The organism is Serratia sp. 3ACOL1 (genome assembly GCF_003668775.1).
GTDB classification, from domain to species: domain Bacteria; phylum Pseudomonadota; class Gammaproteobacteria; order Enterobacterales; family Enterobacteriaceae; genus Chania; species Chania fonticola.
The window spans coordinates 1,528,840-1,551,319 of record NZ_CP033055.1 but is presented as its reverse complement, the minus strand read 5'-3'; the positions used below and the strand labels follow the sequence as shown (position 1 = coordinate 1,551,319).

17 protein-coding genes are annotated in these 22,480 nt (G+C 53.6%); 8 read left to right on the top strand and 9 right to left on the bottom strand.

Annotation, left to right across the window (positions count from 1 at the left end; genetic code table 11):
- Nucleotides 1-97 precede the first annotated feature (97 nt).
- Nucleotides 98-601 (top strand): N-acetyltransferase, encoded by a 504-nt coding sequence (locus D9980_RS07175; RefSeq protein WP_121606870.1) that lies wholly within the window; start codon nt 98-100, stop codon nt 599-601.
- Between the two features lie 109 nt (nt 602-710).
- On the opposite strand, the gene D9980_RS07170 is transcribed toward D9980_RS07175, so the two are convergent.
- The gene (locus tag D9980_RS07170) at nt 711-1,727 is read right to left on the bottom strand and encodes a LacI family DNA-binding transcriptional regulator (protein ID WP_121606869.1); all 1,017 of its coding nucleotides are present in this window, start codon (nt 1,725-1,727) and stop codon (nt 711-713) included.
- Between the two features lie 739 nt (nt 1,728-2,466).
- Here D9980_RS07170 and D9980_RS07165 point away from each other — a divergent pair.
- Together D9980_RS07165 and D9980_RS07160 are read left to right on the top strand one after the other, a co-directional pair.
- Entirely contained in the window at nt 2,467-3,213 is a 747-nt protein-coding gene (locus D9980_RS07165; RefSeq protein ID WP_162304240.1) for an SDR family oxidoreductase, read from the top strand.
- A 12-nt stretch (nt 3,214-3,225) separates the two neighbouring features.
- Nucleotides 3,226-4,848, top strand: a complete 1,623-nt coding sequence (locus D9980_RS07160) for an FGGY-family carbohydrate kinase (protein ID WP_121606868.1) — start codon at nt 3,226-3,228, stop codon at nt 4,846-4,848.
- Between the two features lie 35 nt (nt 4,849-4,883).
- On the opposite strand, the gene D9980_RS07155 is transcribed toward D9980_RS07160, so the two are convergent.
- Nucleotides 4,884-5,759, bottom strand: a complete 876-nt coding sequence (locus D9980_RS07155; RefSeq protein ID WP_121606867.1) for a LysR family transcriptional regulator — start codon at nt 5,757-5,759, stop codon at nt 4,884-4,886.
- 132 nt (nt 5,760-5,891) lie between these two features.
- On the opposite strand from D9980_RS07155, the gene D9980_RS07150 reads away from it, so the two are divergent.
- Nucleotides 5,892-6,779, top strand: a complete 888-nt coding sequence (locus D9980_RS07150; RefSeq protein ID WP_121606866.1) for a class A beta-lactamase FONA-10 — start codon at nt 5,892-5,894, stop codon at nt 6,777-6,779.
- 154 nt (nt 6,780-6,933) lie between these two features.
- On the opposite strand, the gene arcA is transcribed toward D9980_RS07150, so the two are convergent.
- Both arcA and D9980_RS07140 read right to left on the bottom strand, forming a co-directional pair.
- Nucleotides 6,934-8,208, bottom strand: coding sequence for an arginine deiminase (gene arcA, locus D9980_RS07145; protein WP_046808254.1), 1,275 nt, complete (start codon nt 8,206-8,208; stop codon nt 6,934-6,936).
- 15 nt (nt 8,209-8,223) lie between these two features.
- Nucleotides 8,224-9,753 (bottom strand): amino acid permease, encoded by a 1,530-nt coding sequence (locus tag D9980_RS07140; RefSeq protein ID WP_121606865.1) that lies wholly within the window; start codon nt 9,751-9,753, stop codon nt 8,224-8,226.
- 565 nt (nt 9,754-10,318) lie between these two features.
- Here D9980_RS07140 and D9980_RS07135 point away from each other — a divergent pair.
- Complete coding sequence (locus D9980_RS07135) at nt 10,319-11,287, top strand: acyltransferase family protein (protein WP_121606864.1); 969 nt, start codon at nt 10,319-10,321, stop codon at nt 11,285-11,287.
- On the opposite strand, the gene D9980_RS07130 is transcribed toward D9980_RS07135, so the two are convergent.
- The 4 genes from D9980_RS07130 to D9980_RS07115 form a co-directional block, all read right to left on the bottom strand.
- Nucleotides 11,249-12,754 carry a Na+/H+ antiporter NhaC family protein gene (locus tag D9980_RS07130; protein WP_121606863.1) on the bottom strand — a complete coding sequence of 502 codons (1,506 nt, stop codon included), beginning with the start codon at nt 12,752-12,754 and terminating at the stop codon, nt 11,249-11,251. The genes D9980_RS07135 and D9980_RS07130 overlap by 39 nt on opposite strands.
- A 111-nt stretch (nt 12,755-12,865) precedes the next feature.
- Entirely contained in the window at nt 12,866-13,840 is a 975-nt protein-coding gene (locus D9980_RS07125) for an AraC family transcriptional regulator (protein ID WP_121606862.1), read from the bottom strand.
- A 307-nt stretch (nt 13,841-14,147) separates the two neighbouring features.
- Nucleotides 14,148-16,499, bottom strand: a complete 2,352-nt coding sequence (locus D9980_RS07120; RefSeq protein ID WP_121606861.1) for a beta-glucosidase — start codon at nt 16,497-16,499, stop codon at nt 14,148-14,150.
- Nucleotides 16,500-16,513: 14 nt separating this feature from the next.
- Nucleotides 16,514-17,875, bottom strand: coding sequence for an MFS transporter (locus D9980_RS07115; protein WP_121606860.1), 1,362 nt, complete (start codon nt 17,873-17,875; stop codon nt 16,514-16,516).
- Nucleotides 17,876-18,162: 287 nt separating this feature from the next.
- Between D9980_RS07115 and D9980_RS07110 the strand changes: the two genes are divergently transcribed.
- From D9980_RS07110 to D9980_RS07100, 3 genes are all read left to right on the top strand, one after another.
- Nucleotides 18,163-19,437: an MFS transporter gene (locus D9980_RS07110; protein WP_370454298.1), complete on the top strand. Its 1,275-nt coding sequence runs from the start codon at nt 18,163-18,165 to the stop codon at nt 19,435-19,437.
- A gap of 246 nt (nt 19,438-19,683) precedes the next feature.
- The gene (locus tag D9980_RS07105; protein WP_121606859.1) at nt 19,684-20,262 is read left to right on the top strand and encodes a flavin reductase family protein; all 579 of its coding nucleotides are present in this window, start codon (nt 19,684-19,686) and stop codon (nt 20,260-20,262) included.
- Nucleotides 20,263-20,378: 116 nt separating this feature from the next.
- A complete protein-coding gene (locus tag D9980_RS07100) occupies nt 20,379-21,509 on the top strand; it encodes an RNA-guided endonuclease TnpB family protein (RefSeq protein WP_121608974.1) in 1,131 nt (376 codons plus the stop codon).
- A gap of 48 nt (nt 21,510-21,557) precedes the next feature.
- Here the strand turns inward: D9980_RS07100 and D9980_RS07095 are convergent, their stop codons facing one another.
- Nucleotides 21,558-22,436, bottom strand: a complete 879-nt coding sequence (locus D9980_RS07095) for a DMT family transporter (protein ID WP_121606858.1) — start codon at nt 22,434-22,436, stop codon at nt 21,558-21,560.
- Nucleotides 22,437-22,480: the final 44 nt, after the last annotated feature.

Below are 22,480 nucleotides of genomic sequence, written 5' to 3'. Positions count from 1 at the left end.
AGTTATTCGCCCCATCAGACTCATGTTGAATCGATGGCTAATTCGGTAGGGTAGTACTGAGCATGCGTTACGTTACTATTAAGTGTGAGACAGTCGATTGAAAACAAAACAGTCAAATATCCCCAAATCAATTTATAGACCCATGCATTGCGACGAGTTTGACCTCTGGGCGGACCTCTCTTTAAATGACTATATTGAAGACCTGATGACCAATCATCGGTACAGTCGTAAAAAAGCCCAGGAAGAAGCGTCTAAATCATTTAAAACAGCCTTGCCGGCGGGTATTAATACTCAAAATAACCATTTTAGAACTTATGAACATGACACTCAGGCTGCGGGATATCTATGGTTCAGCTTGGAAGATAACTCGGCTTTTTTGTCAGATATAATGCTTATCCCAGAATTTCAGGGTAAGGGGATGGGCAGGGATTTTATCCGTGCGTTCCTGAATGAGCTGACTCGCCAGGGTGCGTATGAGGTAGAACTAAGAGTGTCACCGGACAATCAAAGGGCTTTAAAATTATATAAAGAGTTTGGTTTTCGGATAACGGGTTTTGATATGAGTCTTTTGCTGGAACCCGAGTTATCGGCAATCCGTTAATCATAATGTTCGGGGACAATGGTTTACTTCTGATTGCCTACTTACATCGCCTGTTAGATTCAGGAGAAATGACTATTAATCCCGGCTCCCTTACCGTGCTGCAGTTACCTCAAATCATCTCTGGGAAGATCGGCGGTATTTCAATCAGTTGCTTTTCTTGCGAGTTGGCATCGATCAGCGCAAACGCCGCCTGCAGCATCTTGTTGACGTCCTGCTTCACCATCACGATGTCATGGCCTAACAGCAGTACGAAAGGGTCCCAGTCAAAACAGCCCATCACCGGCTGTTTATCACCGCGATAGCCAGACGCCACCAACCAGCGCATCACGCCTTCAAGCGAGATCGTCGAGTTGACGAACAGCCCGGTTTGCAGATCGCCGCCTTGAGCAATAAACGTCTTCATCGCCAGTTCGGCCTTGTCTGGGGAATAGCCGCAGGCCAATAGGTTCTCTTCGATGACCTCAACGCCTAACTGCCGATGGGCATCTCTGAAGCCGCGCAGGCGTTCCGTGGTGTTATGGTCAACCCCGCGTCCCCCCACGAAGATCAGCGGCTTGAGGTAGCCCAGCCGTTTTTCACAGTTGGCCAGAATTCGTAACGTCAGCTCTTTGGCCCCGGCATAGTTATCGGTGATCACCGAAGGGGCGAGGGTGCCTGGCAGATCGAGATTTAGCGTTGAAATACCGGAGGCGGCGCAGATCTCGGTGATATTGTCAGGGGCGGTAGCACCGGTAGAGATGATCCAGTCAACCTGATAGGAAAGCATGGTGCGCGCCGCTTCGATTTCCAGTTCAGGATCGCGGCTGGTGCAGGTGATCACCGGGAACAGGCCGCGTTCACGGGCCATCGATTCGAACAGCTCGACGATCGAACCAAAATAGCGGTTGTCATATTTGGGGACGATCATGCCGATCATCGTCGATTTGCGGCGGCGCAGTAGGCTGGCCTGCTGGTTGACGGTATAGCCTTGTTCTTCGGCTAGACGCAGGATTTTTTCTGCCAGTTGGGCGCCGATGCGGCGTTTTTTCCAACTGCCATTGAGCACGGCGCTGACCGCGCTTGAGGAGGCTCCGGCCAGTTCGGCCAGATCGTAAATCGTCGTTTTTTTTGCTTTGAACCCAGTCACAAATTTCGCTCCCCAATTTTCTATATCTTGACAGTAAAAATAAAAAGTAGCAATTATGCTCAATCGATTGAGCGGTTTGAGCAAAGGGTGTGACAGGGGGCGTAAACTTCCCCTCACCCCAACCCTCTCCCACAGGGAGAGGGGGCTGGCACGGCGTTGAGGTCAGGTGCGGTGGAACGTTTCCAACCCTTGCAAATATAAAGCTGGGGTCAGGAACAGCTGTACGCTTTAGCCCTTGCGAATTAGATGCTTAAGTCAGGCTCGGGAGCTAATCCGTGGCACGCTCGGTTCCCACAGGGAGAGTGGGCGGTACGGCGTTAAGGTCAGGTGCGGTGGTGCGTTTCCAATCCTTGCAAATATAAAGCTGAGGTCAGGAACCGCTGCACGCTTTAGCCCTCGCGAATTCGGTGCTGAAATCAAGCACGGGAGCTAATCCGTGGCACGCTTGGTTCCCACAGGGAGAGGGGCTGGTACGGCGTTGAGGTCAGGTGCGGTGGTGCGTTTCCAACCCTTGCAAATATAAAGCTGGGGTCAGGAACAGTTGCACGCTTTAGCCCTTGCGAATTCGGTGCTGAAATCAGGCACGGGAGCTAATCCGTGGCACGCTCGGTTCCCTCTCCCTTTGGGAGAGGGTTAGGGTGAGGGGCAATATCGACAGCCAAATTCTTAACGCGATGAATTAACACGCGGTTACTTCGTCGTGACGATTTGATCTCTTGTTTAATAAAGGAACCCAACCATGACAGATTTCACCCAATTGAATTTCTCTCTCAAAGGTAAGGTCGCGGCGATCACCGGTGCGGCCTCGGGTATCGGCCTGGAGTGCGCGCGTATTTTCCTGCAGGCCGGGGCTAAAGTGGTGCTGATCGACCGTGACCAGGAAAAGCTGCAGCGCCTGACCGATGAACTAGGTGAAAATGCATATCCACTGGTCATCGATTTGCTCAACCCGCAGCAGGTTTCTGGCATGCTGTCCGGCATTCTGGCTGCTGCCGGACGCCTCGATATTTTTCACGCCAATGCCGGCGCCTATATTGGCGGCCCGGTGGCGGAAGGGGATCCGGACGTTTGGGATCGCGTACTTAATCTTAATATTAACGCCGCGTTCCGCTCGGTGCAGGCGGTACTGCCACATCTGATCGAGCAAAAGTCTGGCGATATTCTGTTTACAAGCTCGATTGCCGGGGTCGTTCCGGTGATCTGGGAGCCGATTTATACCGCCTCAAAATTTGCCGTTCAGGCGTTTGTGCACTCCACGCGACGCCAGGTGGCGCAGTATGGCGTGCGGGTTGGTGCCGTGTTGCCAGGGCCGGTGGTTACCGCGCTGCTGGACGATTGGCCCAAAGCCAAGATGGATGAGGCTCTGGCCAACGGCAGCCTGATGCAGCCAAGGGAAGTAGCCGAAGCGGTGTTGTTTATGGTAACGCGCTCGAAGCATGTCACCGTACGTGACCTGGTGATCCTGCCAAATAGCGTCGATCTCTGATAGGTGAAAATGATGAACAATCAACAACAGGTCGTTATCGGTGTCGATGTGGGTTCAGGCAGCGCACGGGCAGGGGTTTTTGATCTCTCCGGTACTATGTTGGCGCATGCCAGCCAAGAGATTACCCTGTTCCGCGGCCCTGAAAATTATGTTGAACAATCCAGCCGTGAGATATGGCAAGCGGTGTGTGCCAGCATCAAGCAGGCGGTTGCTGCATCCGGCATTTCCCCAAGTAACGTGGCAGGCATCGGCTTTGATGCCACCTGCTCCCTGGTGGTACTCGATGCAGACGGCAACCCCCTGGCAGTCGGGCCATCTGAAGATCCGGACCGCAACATTATCGTGTGGATGGACCATCGGGCAACGGAGCAGGCCGAGCGGATCAACGCTACCGGGCATCCGGTACTTAACTACGTTGGCGGAAAAATCTCCCCAGAAATGGAAACGCCCAAGCTGCTTTGGTTGAAGGAGAATCGTCGTGCGGTCTACGATAGTGCCTGGCAGTTCTTCGATCTAGCGGATTTCCTGACCTGGCGCGCCACAGGGGATCTGGCTCGTTCCGTCTGCACGGTGACCTGCAAATGGACCTATCTGGCCCATGAGAAACGTTGGGACCCGGACTATTTCCGTACCATCGGCCTTGAAGAGTTGGCAGACGAAGCGTTCCGCCGCATTGGGGAACACATCAAAGAACCTGGTACGCCTTGTGGCAATGGCCTGACGGCAGAAGCGGCCAAAGAAATGGGATTAGTAGCGGGCACGCCTGCCGCCGTGGGCTTGATTGATGCCCATGCTGGCGGGATTGGTACCGTCGGTGTTGGCGGTGGCGGTGGCGTCACCAATAACCTGGCTTACGTGTTTGGCACGTCGTCCTGCACGATGACCACCACGCAAAACCCGGCGTTTGTCCCAGGCGTTTGGGGGCCATATTACTCTGCAATGGTGCCGGGATTTTGGTTGAATGAAGGTGGGCAGAGCGCGGCGGGGGCGGCGATCAAGCAGTTGGTCTCGTTCCACCCCGCGGCACCAGAGGCTGCGGAGCAGGCTAAGGCATTGGGTATTTCACTGCCAACCTTGTTGGCCGATTTGGCGCTGGGCAAAATGGTTTCTGCGTCGGAAGCAGCAAAACTCGCCAATGGCCTGCATGTGGTTCCCGAGTTCCTTGGCAACCGCGCCCCGTTTGCCGACCCTCATTCTCGCGCCGTGGTTGCCGGGTTGGGTATGGAAAGCAACCTCGATAACCTGGTGGCCCTGTATGTTGCCGGAATTTGCGGGATTGGCTATGGGCTCAGGCAAATCCTCGATGCCCAGTCCCAGATGGGCGTCACCGTTGAGCAGATCGTGATTAGCGGCGGGGCTGGTCGTCACCCGTTGGTGCGGCAGTTGCTGGCGGATAGCTGTGGCTGCGCCGTGCTGACAACCAAGGCGGAAGAGCCGGTATTGCTGGGATCGGCGATCCTGGGTGCTGTGGCGGGGAAGGTTGCCACCTCGGTGGAGCAGGCGATGGCGCAGTTTTCCGAGTTGGATAGCCAATACCAACCGAATGCGGATTTCCGCCAGTTGCACGCCAATCGCTATGAGGCCTATAAGCTGTTGCAAAGTGCGGCCAAACGGATCCGTGAGGAGCTGCAATAAGTCTGGAAACTCGAGGGGCGCAGCATGCTGTGCCCCTACGTATTATCTTCTGCCGCTTCCTTCAGTAACCATTCGCTAAATATTTCCATCGCCGGGGTCATTGCCTTCGATTTTAAATGGGTTAACCAGTAACTGCCCATGTTGATTTCGGTAGCAAAAGGGCACACCAGCTGTGCGGTGGCGAGTTCCCGGGCAAACATTTTCGCTGGGGCTAATGCCACACCACCGGAATGGATAGCGCTCTCGATCATCAGACGGGATGAATCAAAGATGGCGCCATTAACTCTCACCGCCTGCAGGCCAGCGGCAGCAAACCAGTTTTCCCACTCTTCAGCACGGTAAGAACGTAGTAAATCCTCTTGCAGCAGATCGGCTGGGGTAACGAGCCGCTTAGCCGTAGCGGGCGTACACAGCACGGTCAGCGGAGCCTCAAACAGCATTTCGTTATGGGTTGATGGCCATAGACCCGTACCAAATCGGATGGCGAAATCCAGCCCTTCGGCGGCCAGATTGACGACGTTATTGTTGGTACGCAGCCGCAGCTCGACAAAAGGATGTTCTTGCCTAAACCGATCAAGACGCGGCAACAGCCAGCCCACGGCAAAGGTGCCGACGGCGGCGACGGTGAGCACTTCCTGGAATTGTCCCCCTTCAAACTGCCGAAAGGCTTTTTCAATATGGCCAAAGGCGTCGGTTAACACGGCAAACAGCGCCCGCGATTCCTCCGTCATTTCTAAACCACGGGGTAAGCGTTTAAACAGCACCATACCCAGGCGCTCTTCAAGCAGCCGAACCTGTTGGCTAACGGCGGCTTGGGTAACATAGAGCTCCAGCGCTGCCCGTGTGAAACTCAAATGTCTGGCAGAGGCTTCAAAAGCACGTAGGGCATTCAGGGGAAGATTAGAGCGCATAGGTGTTATCCAAAAGATTTTCTTTATGCTAGAGAAAATTCTTGTCGCTTGTCAATAACGGTCTAAAAGAGGATATTTCCTGCCATCTGAAGGACGACCTACTGCGTTAATCCATTTTATGTGAGGCAAAACATGGTTAAAAATACATTACGTCAAACCACCCTGATGGTGGCTACGGTTATGCCGTTGCTGTTCGGTAGCGCACCGTTATGGGCGCAACCCGCTAATGCCAAGGCGAATATTCAGCAGCAACTGTCTGAACTGGAGAAAAGCTCCGGTGGACGCCTGGGTGTGGCGCTGATCGATACCGCCGATAATTCGCAGATCCTGTATCGCGGGGATGAACGTTTTCCCATGTGCAGCACCAGCAAGGTGATGGCAGTGTCGGCGTTGTTAAAACAGAGCGAGACGGATAAAAATCTTTTGGCTAAGCGGATGGAGATCAAGCAATCCGATCTGGTCAACTACAACCCGATCGCCGAAAAACACCTGGATACCGGGATGACCCTGGCCGAGTTCAGCGCCGCCACCATCCAGTACAGTGACAACACGGCGATGAACAAGATCCTTGAGCATCTTGGCGGCCCGGCAAAAGTGACAGAATTTGCGCGTACTATTGGCGATAAAACCTTCCGCCTCGATCGTACCGAACCCACTTTAAATACCGCCATTCCAGGTGATAAGCGTGATACCACCTCACCGCTGGCGATGGCAAAAAGCCTGCAAAACCTGACCTTGGGCAAAGCGCTGGGTGAACCACAGCGTGCTCAACTGGTTGAATGGATGAAGGGGAATACTACCGGCGGAGCAAGCATTCGCGCAGGTCTGCCAACTACATGGGTGGTTGGGGATAAAACCGGCAGCGGTGATTACGGTACCACTAACGATATCGCCGTAATTTGGCCAGCGAACCACGCACCGTTGGTATTAGTAACCTATTTCACGCAGCCACAGCAGAATGCCGAAGCTCGCAAAGACGTGTTGGCTGCGGCCGCCAAGATTGTCACCGAAGGTCTTTGAATCGAGGATGTTCTGCCAGGCGCAGCATGCAACGTCCCTACGTTTTAAGCCCGGTGAAGGGGGCGGGTTATACAGCGCTCCTTGTAAATCCGGTGAGGGAATGTCAGCATAAAAAAGGCCGGAAAATCCGGCCTTTTCTGATCACGCTTGGCGATTAATAATCAATGGCATCGCGGATAATCGGGCAGGTCATACAGTGACCACCGCCACGGCCACGGCCCAGCTCACTACCGACAATCTCAATGACCTCAACCCCTTCTTTGCGCAGTTGGGTATTGGTTTTGGTATTACGGTCGTAAGCCAGCACCACCCCAGGAGAGAGCGCCACCATGTTGTTGCCGCTGTCCCACTGTTGGCGTTCAGTGTCGTAGTCGTTGCCTTCGGTTTCCACCACCCGCAGTTTTTTCAGGTTCAGTGCTCCGGCAATGGCTTCAACAAAGGTGCCTTTATCGCGGCTCAGCTTCATGCCGGTTGGGCCATCATCCGGGCGCAGTGAGAAGGTTTTGATCTGATTGACGATAGCCGGGTAGAGCGTCACCACATCACGGTCGCAGAAGGTAAATACCGTATCCAGGTGCATGGCGGCACGCAGTTTCGGCATGGCGGCAATCATCACCCGTTCAACGCCGGAATGTTTGTTGGCAAACAGCGCAGCGGCCAGTTGGGTGATCGCCTGATGCGAAGTACGCTCACTCATCCCAATCAGCACCGTTTTGTTGCCGATCGGCATCACGTCCCCACCTTCGAGCGTGGCGGTACCGTGGTGCACCGTTGGGTCCCCCCACCAGACGTTCACATTGGCTTCGCCAAAGTCTGGGTGGAACTTGTAGATCGCCGTGGTCAGAATGGTTTCTTCGTGACGGGCAGGCCAATACAGTGGGTTCAAGGTCACGCCGCCGTAGATCCAGCAGGTGGTATCACGGGTATATAAGGTATTCGGCAGCGGTGGCAGCAGATATTCGGTAATGCCTACCGCTTCACGGATCAGCTTCAGCTCTTCGTGGTCGGCATAACCTTCTTTAGCCAGCTCGGTAGTGGAAAGGCCACCGATCAGTACCTCCGCCAACGCCCGGGGTGCCAGGCCATCCAGGAAGCTGCGGGTTTCATTCAAGATCCCCAGCGACACTTCATTAGGCACAATCTGCTGATCCAGGATCCACTTTCTGGCTTCAGGCAACGCCAGGGTTTCGGCCAGCAGGTTGTGCATTTCAACCACGTCTACGCCGTGTTCACGCATCTTGGTCATGAAGTCAAAATGGTCACGCTTGGCGCGCTCAACCCACAGCACGTCATCAAACAACAGTTCATCACAATTACTCGGCGTCAGCCGGTTATGCGCCTTGCCAGGGGCGCAGACCATGACTTTATGCAATTTCCCTACTTCTGAATGAACACCAAACTTGGACTGCGTCTTTTTTTTAGTCGACATAATGTCTTGCCTCGATCAGATTGTGATAACGCCAGTGGCAATGCTGTAGATTGCAGCCACGGCGGCGACCATAACGATTACAAAGAGCCCCATCTCGGCCGGGGTGAACACTTTTGCGTGCTGTTCACGTTTGGCCATAATGTATAGCAGCGTGCCTGGGCCATAGATGATGGCGGAGAGCAGCAGATATTTCATACCACCGGCGTACAGCATCAGCAGTGCGTAGAAGGTGGCTATCAGCGCGAAGATCAGATCCTTTTTATGATCGCGTTTATCGGTTTCGTAGGTTTCGCCGGTCATGGCCAGCTTCAGCCCATAGGCACCTACCAACAGATAAGGGATCAGCGTCAGGGAGCTGGTCAGTTCGAGCGCCAGTTGGAAGGCGTAATCACTAAACAGCGTCAGGATTAAGAACACTTGAATGGTGATGTTGGTCAGCCAGACGGCGGAAGAGGGCACCGCATTGCTGTTTTCGGTGGCGAACACCTTCGGCATACTCTTGCTTTTCGCGGCGGAAAACAGCACTTCTGCCGCCAGCAAAGACCAGGAGAGATAAGCGCCCAGTACCGAAACAATCAGGCCCACGCTGATGAAGATCGCCCCCCAGCGCCCAACAATAGCTTCCAACACGCCCGCCATCGAAGGTTGGCGCAACGCCGCCAGATCGGGACGGAGCAGCACGCCGTAAGACAGCATGGTGATCAGTACCAACAGGCACAGCACCCCGATGAACCCCAACACCGTGGCAATCCCCACGTGGCTGCGTTCTTTGGCATAGCGGGAATAGACGCTGGCGCCTTCAATCCCCAGGAATACGAATACCGTTACCAGCATGGTGCTACGCACTTGGCTGAACAGGGATTCGGGTTCCGCGGTCGGGACGATAGCGGCAGCGGCATGACCTACATAGCCGTAGTCGTTAAGGTGAGAGAGATCGCCCACGCTTGCCAAAGAGGCTGCTGAGGCTGCGGTCTCTGGTGTTCCCCAGAAGTTGAGTGCAAACACGTCACTTTTGAAGGCAAAGATCAGCACAATGATAAAGATAAGGATCGGCAGGATTTTGGCGATGGTGGCAATGGTGTTGATCGCCGCAGCGCTTTTAACCCCGCGCAGTACCAGAATGTGGAATCCCCAAAGAATGACCGAGGCAAACAACACCGCGGGAATAGTATTGCCGTCGCCAAATATCGGGAAGAAGGCCCCCAGGGTGGATTTGATCAGCACAAAGTAAGAGACGTTACCAATACAGGTCCCGGCCCAGAAGCCAAGTGCAGCGGCAAAGCCCAGATAATCACCGAATCCGGCTTTGGCATAGATAAACACGCCGGAATCGAGATCGGGTTTACGTTGCGCCAGCGTTTGAAACACAAAGGCCAGCATTAACATCCCGCCGCCCGCAATACACCAGGCGATAATGGCACCAAACCCTCCCGTAGCGCGCCCAAAGGTGGCCGGTAAAGAAAATATACCGGCCCCTATCATGGAGCCCACTACCAGTGCGGTGAGAGACCATAGGGACAATTTATTCGTTGATGAGCTCGTCATGGTTTTCCTTACTGACACCGAGTCAAATAAAGTATTGCGTAATTAAAGGATAACGTTACCAACCGACTTACGATTAAATCATAGTCATAACCGGCAAATTTTCCTGTCGCAAATAACTTTTTTCTTCAACATCAGCACAGTTGGTTCCGAGTTTGGGGGAAATACTGTTGCCTGACGGAATAAAAAACCAAATGCAAGAATATTCTTGATTAACAATCCTTTAAAGATAATGAAATTAATGATAATGCTTTATTTTGGCGGATTTTAACTTGTAGATACAATTAGATTTATTATTTTTTAAATTAAATCAACTGGATAGTAAAAGGTAACGGGTTGTTGCTGGCTAGGGAAGCCAATGTGCTTTAAGCATAAAAATGCAGGTTGTATAAAAATAGTTAATCTATCAAAACCTGTCCATCGACTTCTAGGAAAAATCCTATGATATCGATGGTCATTCGGATAATGGTTAAAGATGCGCGTTGTGCAGTGGGTGTTAATGTACTAAGATTATTTTTATAAAAAACAGTAGGGTGTGTTACATCAACCCGGTGATGGATGGAAAACCATGATCAACAGTGTCAGCCAGCAGGCATTAAAGAGTTTAAGTTGTTTTGCCGCCGTCACCTTCTTCTCGACCAGTCAAATGTGCGCTTTCGAGTGTTTCCTCCATGCGAATACCATGGGGGTATTGTACTTTGTGTCTATTATCGCCAAGCCGTTGTTTTTTATCATTATCGGCTATATGGATGAGGTGGAGAAACTTACCAGGCAGGAGATCATGGTGAAAATCAAATCCATTATCCTGATCATGATTTTCTGGAACATTGTTTCATCCTTGATTAAAACCCAATACATTCATCAGGGATATATTCTACAAAACGGCATATTATTGAATATGGGGATCATCTATTTAATTTACCCCATTATTCTTAAGGGTATTAAGCATTTGAAAATCACTGCGGGCGTGTTTGCCGGGCTGGTTGTCATTATTGCCCTGTTGGATATTTTCAGCCCGCTCGATACCCAAGATGACCCGCTGTTTATCTCCAGCTATTCGTTTATTTGGGTCTGGGGCGGCTACTACATAATTGGTCATGTGCTGGGGGAAGCGCCGGGTCGCAGGTTCACCAAAAAAACCAGTGTGCTGTGGGCCGCCAGGCTGCTGGTGATCCCCATCGGTATCTCCATGTATTTCTACGAACTTTACCTATCAACCCATACCCAGATCAGCGTCGCCGGCTGGTTTGTGTTGGAGCACCTGCACCTGTTGGCTATGAGCCTGGCGCTGTTTATCCTGTTTGATAATATCGCCATCAAGAGCCGATTGCTTACCCGCGTCGTGGAGTTTATTAGCCCGGCGATGGTGGGCGTCTATATCGTTCACTACAGCGTGTTCTATTTCATTACTACGCTGTATGACTTCAATGACGCCACGCTTAAATTTACCTTGCTGGTCCTGGTTTTTGTTGCCTCGGTATTGATTTCACGGTTGTTGCTACTCAACCGCTTTACGGCTCGGATTATCTCCTTCTGACGGGGCGGCCACCGGGATATGGCGAATATTAAAACCGGTAATGCCTAGTGCCAGAGTGATCAGCGGGGCGGCAATATTAAAGATGGCAAACGGCATGTAGGCCATGGTCGAGACCCCCAGTACCGCAGCCATATAAGCCCCGCAAGAGTTCCATGGGATCAGCGGGGAGGTGACAATCCCAGCATCCGAAACGATGCGCGACAGATTCTCTGGCGCCAGCCCTCGCTTGGCAAATTCGGCACGGTACAGCCGGGTGGGGAGCAGCAGCGCAATATACTGATCGCCCGCGGCAATATTCAGCCCAATCGCGGTAGCAACCACCGAGGTAAACAGCTTGCCCACGGTTCTGGCCCGCAGCAGCAGCGGCGTAACCAGTTTGTTCAACAGGCCGAAGTCATCCACCATAATGCCAAACGTCACCGCGCCAATAATCAGCCAGATCGTAAACAACATGCTGTCCATACCGCCGCGTGACAGCAGGGCGTCAATCTGCTCAATACCTGAGTTCTCCTGAAAACCAGTCGCCATCGCCAGCCAGGCCGCCTTGATGGCCAACAGCGGGCTGGCAAGATCGGGCTCGACAACAAAGCGTTCGATCACCTGCGGTTGCATAAAGGACGTCATGATCCCCGCCATCAAGGCTGAGCATATGATGGCCAACGGGGCTGGTACCTTGGCGACCGATAATGCCAATAGGAAAAGCAGCGGCAACAGGTTCCAAGGTGTGATGTGGAACAGTTCGTTAAAGCGGGTCAGTTCGTTGTTGGTGATGGTGGCATCAAAGGCGCTGTGCTGATTTAGCCCTAACAGGATAAAAGCGAGCAGGGCAATGACCGCCGCCGGAATGGTGGTCCAAAGCTGGGCGCGAATATGTTTATACAATTCGACGCCGTTGAGCTGAGCGGCCAATACGGTACTTTCAGACAGCGGCGAGATCTTGTCACCCACGTAAGCCCCGGAAATCACGGCTCCAGCCGTAATTTCTGGTGATATTCCCAGCATATTGGCCAGCCCAACCAACCCGACTCCCAAGGTGCCCGCCGTGGTCCAGGAACTGCCAATACTTAAAGAAACGCCAACGCAGACCAAAAAGGCTATCGGATAGAACCAGTTGGGGGTGATCAATATAATGCCGTAATACACCATGGTAGGAATGGTGCCGGACATGTTCCAGGTGCCAATCAGCGCCCCGACGGAAAACAGAATAAAAATGGCCCCGGAGATGGTGGCAATGCCTTTGCGGCCGGACTCGGAAACCTCCTCCCAGCTATGGCCATTCTTCAAGATGACCATAGCGGTGATCATGGTGCTGAGGATGATGGCCACCTGCAGAGGGCCGTTGACGGCTTCAAGTCCAAACAGAGCAACGGAAGATCCGACCAGCAAAATCAACGTGACTATCGGGAGTAGAGCATCCAGATAGCTTGGGGCTTTAACAGGGCGGGGAGTTTTAGCTGATTTGCTCATGGGCACGGCTCCACAGACAGTTAAGACAGGAGAGTTCAGGCAACGGCGATACCTGCGGTAGCTACTGCGGTAAGTATAGCCATGGGCGGCATAGGGCAATGATTATTTTCACTATTGCGGGTCAGAGTTGAAGCTCTGTAAACGTGCCACGATCTGCCGATCCAGTGGCAGACAGCGGAAATCGGTCATGATCTGCAGCTCTGCCGCCGAATTGAGGGTGGTAAGGTAGCTTTTTCGGAACTCGGTTGGCGTCATGCGGCAATATTTGTTAAAGGCAAAAATCAGCTGCTTGTGGCCGCTGAAACCGCAGGTGTAGCTGATGTCGGTGATCGGGATAGTCGTGTCTTTCAGCAGCAGTTTGGCCTTATTAATTCTGATCATGGTCAGATATTCTTTAAAGTTGTAGCCGCTGATCTTTTTGAAGATACGGGAAAAGTGGTGGTAGCTGACGCCAGCGTGCTCGGCAATGGTGGCCAGGTTGAGCTCATCGTCAAAATGCTGGTTGATAAACTCAATGCCGTATTTGACCAACTGTTGGTCTTTTTTCCTGACGCCAACCTGCTGTTGGTCTGCCTGGTTTGGCGCTGCGGCGGCAAGCGAGCCCAACAGGTGATAAACCAGGGCAATGCGGGTAAACGAGGGCTGTGCCGTGACCAGGTTATCGAGCAGGGCGATCACGGCGTTGCTAATCTGCTGCTCTGATGCGTGCTCGCCCTGATTAAACATCAGCGGGGCCGGGTGGGTCTCATCAAACAGATGGGGGGAGAACTGGATGGTCAGCAGTTGACTGTTTGGGGCGCGAGCCTCAAGGGAGTGGATTTCGTCCGGGTTGATATACAGCATGCTGCCCGCACTGGCCACCGAGGTGGCATGGCCTAGGGTCACGGAAAACTCGCCGGACAAGATGCAGATCAGCTCCGGGGCCGAGTGCCAATGGGGCTCGCAGTAGTAAACCTCGGCGGCGAAGACGTTGAGCTTTTCGGCGTCAAACGAGATCAGCTCATAGCCGCTGCCTTCATGGATCGCTGCTTGCGCCTGCCGATGGGATTGCGGCTTGGGTTGTCGCGTAACAGAGAAAGGAAACATCGGCTTATTTATCCCCTGAGGTTGGTGATGAAAATACGGGTGTGGGATCTGTCTCCCTCACCCTACCCCTCTCCCCAAGGAGAGGGGACAGCCCGTGCCACCTGTAAGCTCAGCATCAATCTGATCTCAGGTGAATGCGACAATCTGGCCTAACTACATCGCCATACCGCTCCCTAAGAAAAGGGGACTGTCCGTACTACAACTTTATACCTGTGCCTAAATTTAAAATGCCATAAATTGAATTACGTACTTATTCACATCACCGTACCAGTTCCCTCTCCCTGTGGGAGAGGGTTGGGGTGAGGGGTCACACGGCGGCAGGTTCCGCTAATGCAGCCTCCAACTCCTGCTGAGTAATAGCAATAGCCAGGAACTCCGTCAGGGCGATAAACAGGCCGCAGAACAGATCCGGAGCAATCGCGATGAGCTTTTCGCGCATCAGCGCCTCCGGCAAGCCGTTTTTGCTGACCAATAGCTTCACCACTCGGTCAAAAGCCGGCGGGGTAGCAATCAGTTGCTGCAACGAATTATCCACCTTTAGCGGTAAATAATAGGGCTTGGCGCACAGCTTGACCACCGTGCTCAGCGCGATATCCCGCGAAGAACGCGCCACGTGAAGCTGGTACTCGCCAGGATCGACCACCCAAGCGGCCATGCCTGGATGGAAACAGGCAAAATCCGGCCATTCCAGCGTCATGGTCACCGTTTTGCTTTCGCCCGCCTCAAGGTGCACTTTGGCGAAGGCTTTCAACGCCAGCACTTCACGTGCCAGATCTCCCTGTGGTGCAGTCAGGTAAAGCTGTACGATCTCTTTACCGGCCCGATCGCCACGGTTGGTCACCTCAACGCTGACGGTTAAGGGTTGCCCCTCCTCAAGTTCGGTGACCGAGGTCGCCAACTTGGCATAGCTAAATTCGCTATAGCTCAGGCCAAAACCGAATGGGAACTGCGGCGTCAACTTACGTCGGTCGTAGTAGCGATAACCTACATACAATCCTTCGCTGTAGTGATGGCGCAGGTTTTCCCCTGGGTAATCGAGCCAGGCCGGAGTTTCTTCCAGAGTATTGGGCACCGTGACCGTTAGCTTGCCACAGGGGTTGGCCCGGCCAAACAGAATATCCGCCACAGCGCGTCCCATACCCTGGCCCGCAAAGAAGGTCTCCAGCAGGGCTTTGCAGTCTGATAGCCAAGGCATCACTACCGCATCGCTGTTAGCCAATACGACCACCACATTGGGCTGTCGTTTGGCTACCGCGCGGATCAGCGCTTCATGGCTAGGCAAGATATTCAAATCCTGGCGATCGCCATTTTCGCCATCTTCGCCAATGGCAGTGCTGACGAACACCACGGCAACGTCTGCCTTGCTGGCTAGCTCAACCGCATGTGCCTGCGCTTGCGGATCTACGTGATTATCATCCGGGGTGCCGATGGCATAATCGATCTGGAAGTCGTTACCGGCCACCTCGAAAATTTCGTCCAGCGGACGATCGAGCATGTAAGGCACGGTGGTAGCACAACCCGAGCCCTGGATCACCGGCTCCTGCGCCGGTTTGCCCAATACGGCGATGGTGGTTTTCTTGCCGGCTTGCAGCGGCAGGATATTGCCTTCATTTTTCAATAACACTATCGATTCGGCAGCCAATTGCTGTGCTAACCGGTGATGTTGCGGGTAATCGGCTTTGGTGCCCGGCTTGCGGTGGCGCTGCACCTTGTCGATCAGGGTTAACATCCGCAAACAGGCAGTATCGAGAACCTCTGTAGGGATTTCACCGCGTTCGATCGCCTGCAACAGTTCCTGTTTATCACGCTGGGTTTCCGGCATGGCCAGATCGTTACCCGCCAGCAAGGAAGCGGGGCGATCCTTGATGCCATACCAGTCGGACATCACCAGCCCGTTATAGCGCCACTCATTGCGCAGTACCTCGGTCAGCAGCCAATGGTGTTGCGACGTTTGCACACCATTGAGCCGGTTATAGGACGACATCACCGTCCAGGGGTTGGATTTGTCGATTGCTCGCTTGAATCCCGAGAGGTAAATCTCGCGCAGCGCCCGTTCTTCCACCACCGAGTCCATCTCGGTGCGGCGGTATTCTGAATTGTTGGCAGCAAAGTGCTTCAGGCTGGCCCCCACGCCACCGTCCTGCAGCCCGTTGATCAAGGCTGCGGCCACGTCACCGCTGACCACCGGATCTTCCGAGTAATATTCATAGCCACGGCCTGCCAAAGGCGTGCGGCGAATATTGATCCCCGGACCAAGCAGAATGCCGACGCCCAACTCCTGGCACTCTTTGGCCAACGCCTCGCCCATTTGGTACACCAGATCCACGTCCCAGCTACAGGCCAGGGTGGAACCATTCGGGAAACAGGTGGCCGGTTTGGATTTGCTGAACAGCGCCTCAGAGCCGCCTTTTTGTTCTTCCTGCTCTACCTCGCCTGCGCTTTGGCCAATCACGGCGAGGAAATCGCTAATGTGCCAATTTTCCCCCTGTTCGATCTGGCTGGTGCTGTAACGGACACCGTAGGTGCCATCCGTCATCACAATGTCGCTAATACCATGCTGCGGGAAGCTGGCCGTGCGCCACAAACCGCTACCGCTGAGTAACGCCACTTTCTCTTCGGCAGTCATGGTGGCAATGATGGCGTGGAAATCTTTTTTCATAGGATACCTGCTGGTTACTGCGCGCTAGCTTTGCGCAATTCAATGTCTTTGATGATATTCCGGTAGGTGTGCTCATCCAGCTTGTAGAAGAAGATAAACAGCATCCCCAGGGCAAACATCAGGCCAGGGAACAGCGTCATCATCATATTGATGCCGTTGAGCGCGTTGTCGCTGATATGCTCGGACGAATAGTCAAAGTAATCGAGCATCAGGCCAGCACAGCCGCCGCCAATCGCCATGGCAATTTTGGTGATGAAGTTAAAGAAGCCGTAAATTGCCCCTTCGGTACGTACGCCGTGTTTCCATTCGGCATACTCAACGGTATCGGCAATCATCGACCACATCGCGACAAAGCCCATCCCCAAGGTAATGCTGTACAGGCACACGCCGGTCATAATCAGGTAGGCGTTATCTCCCGCCAGGAAGTATTGGAACAGTAAACCGACAATCCCGATCAGCAGCCCCAACAGAACCATCTTCTTTTTGCCCATCAGGCTGATGATCTTTTCTGAGATCACCGTACCCGCCACATAGGCCGCAGATTGGATCATGAAGAACTTGGCGGTAAAGCTTTCATCCCCCAGGGTGTATTTGATGAAGTAGATCGCAATGGCCATCCACACCGTATAGGCGATATAGAAAAACACCGTGAACAGGGAAAGATGGATTAACGGCAGGTTGCCGGAAACGGCGGTGATCATCTCTTTTAGCGTGGGGGCCTTTTGATCTGGCAGGCTTTTCACCCGCTCTTTGGTCATGCCAAAGCAGGCCAGGAAGAAGAAGGTGGCCAACAGGCTAAAGCAGCTGACGGCAAACACATAGCCCATCTTCTGATCGGTGAACTGTGAAATCAGCACGTCGGCAGTGGTCGAGACAATCAGGTAACCGACGATGGCCAATACAAAGCGGTAAACCGACAGCGAAGCCCGCGAGCCTTCGTGCTGGGTCAGCATATTGGTCATGGCTGAATAGGGCGTATTGACCGCCGTGTAGGCCAGGCAATAGAGGGTGTAGGTGATCAGCGCGTAATAAAATTTATAGTCACTGTCGAAGGTGCTGAAACACAGGACCGTCAAGATCCCCAAGGGCACCGCGCCGTACAGCAGGTAAGGGCGCAGCTTGCCGTGCCGGGTTTGGGTTTTATCGATAAAGTAACCGACAAAGATATTAAACACGGCATCCAGCACCCGGGCGATCACAAAAATCAGGCTCGCCTGTACCGCGCTGATGCCGTAAATATTGGTATAAAAAAACAGTAAGAACAGGGAGACAAAACCAAACGAAAGGTTGGAGGCCAGATCGCCGAAGCCATAGCCAATCTTTTCCCGTACGCCGACCTTCACATAGCTGTCTGAGACGATTTCTGTTGTTTTCATTTTACTTACTCACTCAGGTTGATTCGCCTTGAGTATACCGAGAGCGCCAAGGGTGGCTTGCCAGCCGTTGTTTATACAGTTCCTATTTTTTGCTCGCCCCCGGCTTTGTCGCGGAGTTGTGAGAAAGCTCACAGGTATTGCTAAATTCGACCGTAGGGGCGCTGCATGCTGCGCCCGATTCTGACATATGGCGTTTGATGCACTTATAAACTGCATACCCTGCGTCTTCCGCCATGTCATGGTTTGTCATACGCTGACTGACAAGTTAATTCAGGAATCAGCCAACCATGAAATCCACCGTACCCAATGTCTTGCCCGCACCCCAATCGGCCCTGCGTGGCGGGCTAATCAGCCTGGCCTTGCCAACGCTGCTCTCCTCTCTGGGTAGCAGCATCACCAACGTCAGTCTACCCACATTAGCGCAGGTGTTCGGCGCTTCGTTTCAAGATGTCCAATGGGTGGTGATCGCTTATCTGTTGGCAATCACCACGCTAATTGTGGGCGTCGGACGGTTGGGGGATATCATCAGCCGTCGCACGCTGTTACTGGCCGGTCTCGGCCTGTTTATGCTCGCCTCGCTGGGTTGTGCTGTCGCTCCTACCATCTGGTGGCTGATTGCGGCCCGTGCTGCGCAAGGGCTAGGGGGCGCAGTGATGATGGCCATCACTCTGGCGCTAGTTGGCGAAACCATCAGCAAGGATAAGGTCGGACGGGCGATGGGGTTGCTCGGCACCTTATCCGCAGTGGGGACTGCGCTTGGCCCTACGCTGGGTGGCGTCTTGATTGCCGGGTTTGGCTGGCAGTCAATTTTCCTGATCAACCTGCCGCTGGGGGGCGTCGCGCTGTTTTGCGTTTATCGCTATCTCCCACAAACCGCTCCGCAGCAGGTAACGAAACAGGCGCGTTTTGACTTCGTCGGAATGGCCTTGCTCGGTTTGACGCTGGCGCTATTTTCGCTGGCCATGACGTTGGGGCACGGCCATTTCGGCTCGCTCAATAGCCTGCTGCTGTTGGGAACAGCCGTTGCGGCCAGCGCGTTCGTCTGGGTTGAGAGAAAAGTGGCGAGCCCGCTGGTCCAACTGGCCCTACTGCGTCAGCCAATCCTGAGCAGCGGCCTGCTAACCAACATGCTGGTGAGTACGGTGATCATGACATCCTTCGTGGTGGGGCCGTTCTATCTTGCTCATGGGCTAGGATTAGCGCCACAGCAGGTTGGCTTGGTAATGTCCGCCGGGCCGCTGATCGCCGCATTGGCGGGGGTGCCATCGGGATATCTGGTCGACCGCTTCGGGGCACTGCAGATGATTAGCTTGGGATTACTGGGAGTTTGCCTGGGGGCATTAGTTTTGTCGATGATGTCACCCACGCAGGGCGTTGTGGGCTATATCTTGCCGATCTGCCTGATCACCGCAGGCTATGCCTTGTTCCAGGCGGCCAACAACACGGCGGTGATCAAACAGGTTGGCATCGAGCGGCGTGGGGTCGCTTCTGGTCTGTTAAATCTGGCGCGCAACCTTGGCTTTATCATCGGGGCTTCCGCCATGGGGGCATATTCGCCTTAGCCTCGGCAACTAGCGATATACGGTTAGGGAGCACGGCAGGTTTACACCTGACCTATCTGGTGGCCGCCGTTTTAGCGGGGCTGGGGTTGTTGATGGCGCTGTGGAGCCAGTTTTATCGCAGGGAGCAGCCAGCCACACAAGAGTGACGTTGTCACAGATACGACTGCCACCAACATCTCTTTCACAATGGTTCGCGGCCGCGCTACGATAATGTATCTGGCCCAGCGTAATTTTAAGAGAGAAATGATGAACCAACCTATTGCCACCGTGGCCTTGGAAAAGGCCTATCGCTTGCTTAATCACGGCCCAACGGTGTTGGTATCCGCCAGCCACGACGGTGTCAATGACGTGATGGCCGCCGCCTGGGCCTGTGCGCTGGACTTCTCGCCGCCGAAGCTGACGGTAGTGCTGGACAAGATGACCAAAACCCGTGAGCTGATCGAGCAGAGTGGGTGCTTTGTGATCCAGGTACCCACTGCGGCTCAACTACAGCTGACCTATGAGGTCGGTAACCGCAGCCTGCATACCGAACCCGACAAACTGGCAAACTGTGGCGTCGAGCTATTCAGCTTTGACGATCGGCCACTGCCTTTTGTGGCCGGATGCTCCGCCTGGCTGGCGTGTCGGCTGATCCCGGAGCCCCATAATCAGCAGGCCCACGATCTGTTTATTGGTGAAGTGACCGGGGCCTGGTCCGATACGCGGGTATTTAAAGATGGCCACTGGCATTTTGACTCAGCCGAACCTGCACTACGAAGCTTGCACTATATTGCCGGTGGGCAGTTCTACGCCATCGGTGAATCGCTGATGGCCAAGGTGAAGTGATCCGATCATCAGATTGCCTCCGGGAGACCTCGGCCTTTAGGCCGGGGAGGAAAGGAGGCGATTTTCAAGCTAACTTCTTTTTGTCTTTTCACTATAACTCCTGTAATTTTGTACATATGAAACGCGCCTACAAATATCGGTTTTATCCAACACAGGATCAGATTGAGTTTTTAGCTCACACCTTCGGCTGTGTGCGTTTTGTCTACAATTCAGTTCTCCGCTGGCGAACTGATGCGTACCGCGAACGACAGGAGAAGATCGGCTACATTCAGGCTAATGCCCGACTAACCGCCCTAAAAAAAGAGCCTGAATTTACCTGGCTGAATGATGTTTCCTGCGTCCCGTTACAGCAGACTCTTCGCCACCAACAGGCCGCCTTTTCTAACTTCTTTGCGGGGCGTGCCAGGTACCCAACATTCAAAAGCAAACACCACAAACAATCTGCTGAATTTACGGCGAGTGCCTTTAAATACCGTAACGGCACGCTGTACATGGCTAAAAGCACAACGCCACTCCATGTTCGCTGGAGTCGTGAACTCCCCTCGACACCTTCAACCGTCACAATTTCCAAAGACGCATCAGGTCGATATTTCGTGTCCTGCTTGTGCGAATTTGAACCAAAATCACTGCCTGTTACCGCAAAAATGACGGGCATTGATATGGGTTTAAAAGATTTGTTCGTCACTGATAGCGGATTTAAAACCGGCAATCCCCGCCACACGGCGAAGTACGCGAAACGTTTAGCGTTGTTACAGCGCCGATTGAGCAAGAAGCAAAAAGGTTCAAGGAACCGTGCTAAAGCAAGATTAAAAGTCGCAAAGCTCCACGCTAAAATTGCTGATTGCCGAATGGACAGCCTGCACAAGTTGTCCCGCAAACTGATAAACGAGAACCAAGTTGTTTGCGTTGAATCCCTGAAAGTGAAAAACATGCTCCGTAATCCCAAACTGTCGAAAGCGATATCCGATGCCGGATGGGGTGAGTTTGTACGACAGCTACAGTACAAGGCGAAAGGGTCTGGACGTTCTGTCGTTGCCATAGATCAGTTTTTCCCGTCCTCAAAACGCTGTAGCTGTTGCGGCTTCACCATGGAAAAAATGCCACTTGATGTTCGTCACTGGCACTGCCCTGAGTGCGGTGCTGAGCATGATCGAGATATCAACGCGGCGCGTAATATCAAAGCTGCCGGGCTGGCAGTGTTAGCCCACGGAGAGCCTGTAAGTCCTGAATCGCAGCACGCGGCTTAGGTTCGGCTCTGTGAAGTGGGAACCCTCGCCCTTTAGGGCGGGGAGCAGTCAATTGGCGAATCGGCGCGATCCCGCCACGCAGAGGATAATCCCCAACGTGGTGGCCAACATCAGCAGGCTGACGGGTTCATGCAGTAAGCCTGCTGCCAGCGCCAGGCCAAAAAAGGGCTGCAGCAATTGCAGTTGGCCGACGCTGGCAATACCGCCCTGGGCCAGGCCCCGGTACCAAAAGATAAACCCGATCAGCATGCTGAACAGCGAAACGTAGGCCAGACTTATCCAGGCTGGCAGGGGAATAGCCTCCAAGGATGAGGGTATCAGCAGCAATGAGGTCGCCAGCATCACGGGTAATGCCAACAGCAGAGCCCAACAGATCACCTGCCAACCTCCCAGCTCACGCGACAGTTTAGTCCCTTCGGCATAGCCTAACCCGCAAACCACCACCGCAGCCAGCATTAAGGAATCCCCGGTCAGCGAAGCGGACACTCCCTGAGCAAACGCAAAACTCATCACCAACAGGCTGCCGATAATGGAAAAGAGCCAGAAAACGGGACGAGGGCGCTCACCACCCCGTAGCACGCCAAATATCGCGGTGGCCAAGGGCAGCAGGCCGAGAAAGACGATGGAATGGGCCGAAGTCACATGCTGCAACGCCAACGCGGTCAACAGTGGGAAGCCCACCACCGCGCCCAATGCAACGATCATCAGGGAGAATACCTGATCGCCTCGTGGCCGCTGTTGTTTAAACAGCCCTAACAGCAGGAACGCGAACAGACCCGCGATAGAAGCACGAGCGACGGTAAGAAATAGAGGATCAAAACTGAGCACGGCGACTCTGGTGGCGGGGAGTGAACCACTGAAGATCACCATGCCCAAAAAGCCATTGAGCCAGCCGCTGGAGTTATTTTGCTCGATCTTCACCTGCATGGGACACCCTTATTTTCGACGCTGGAGGATTGTGGATCGGCATG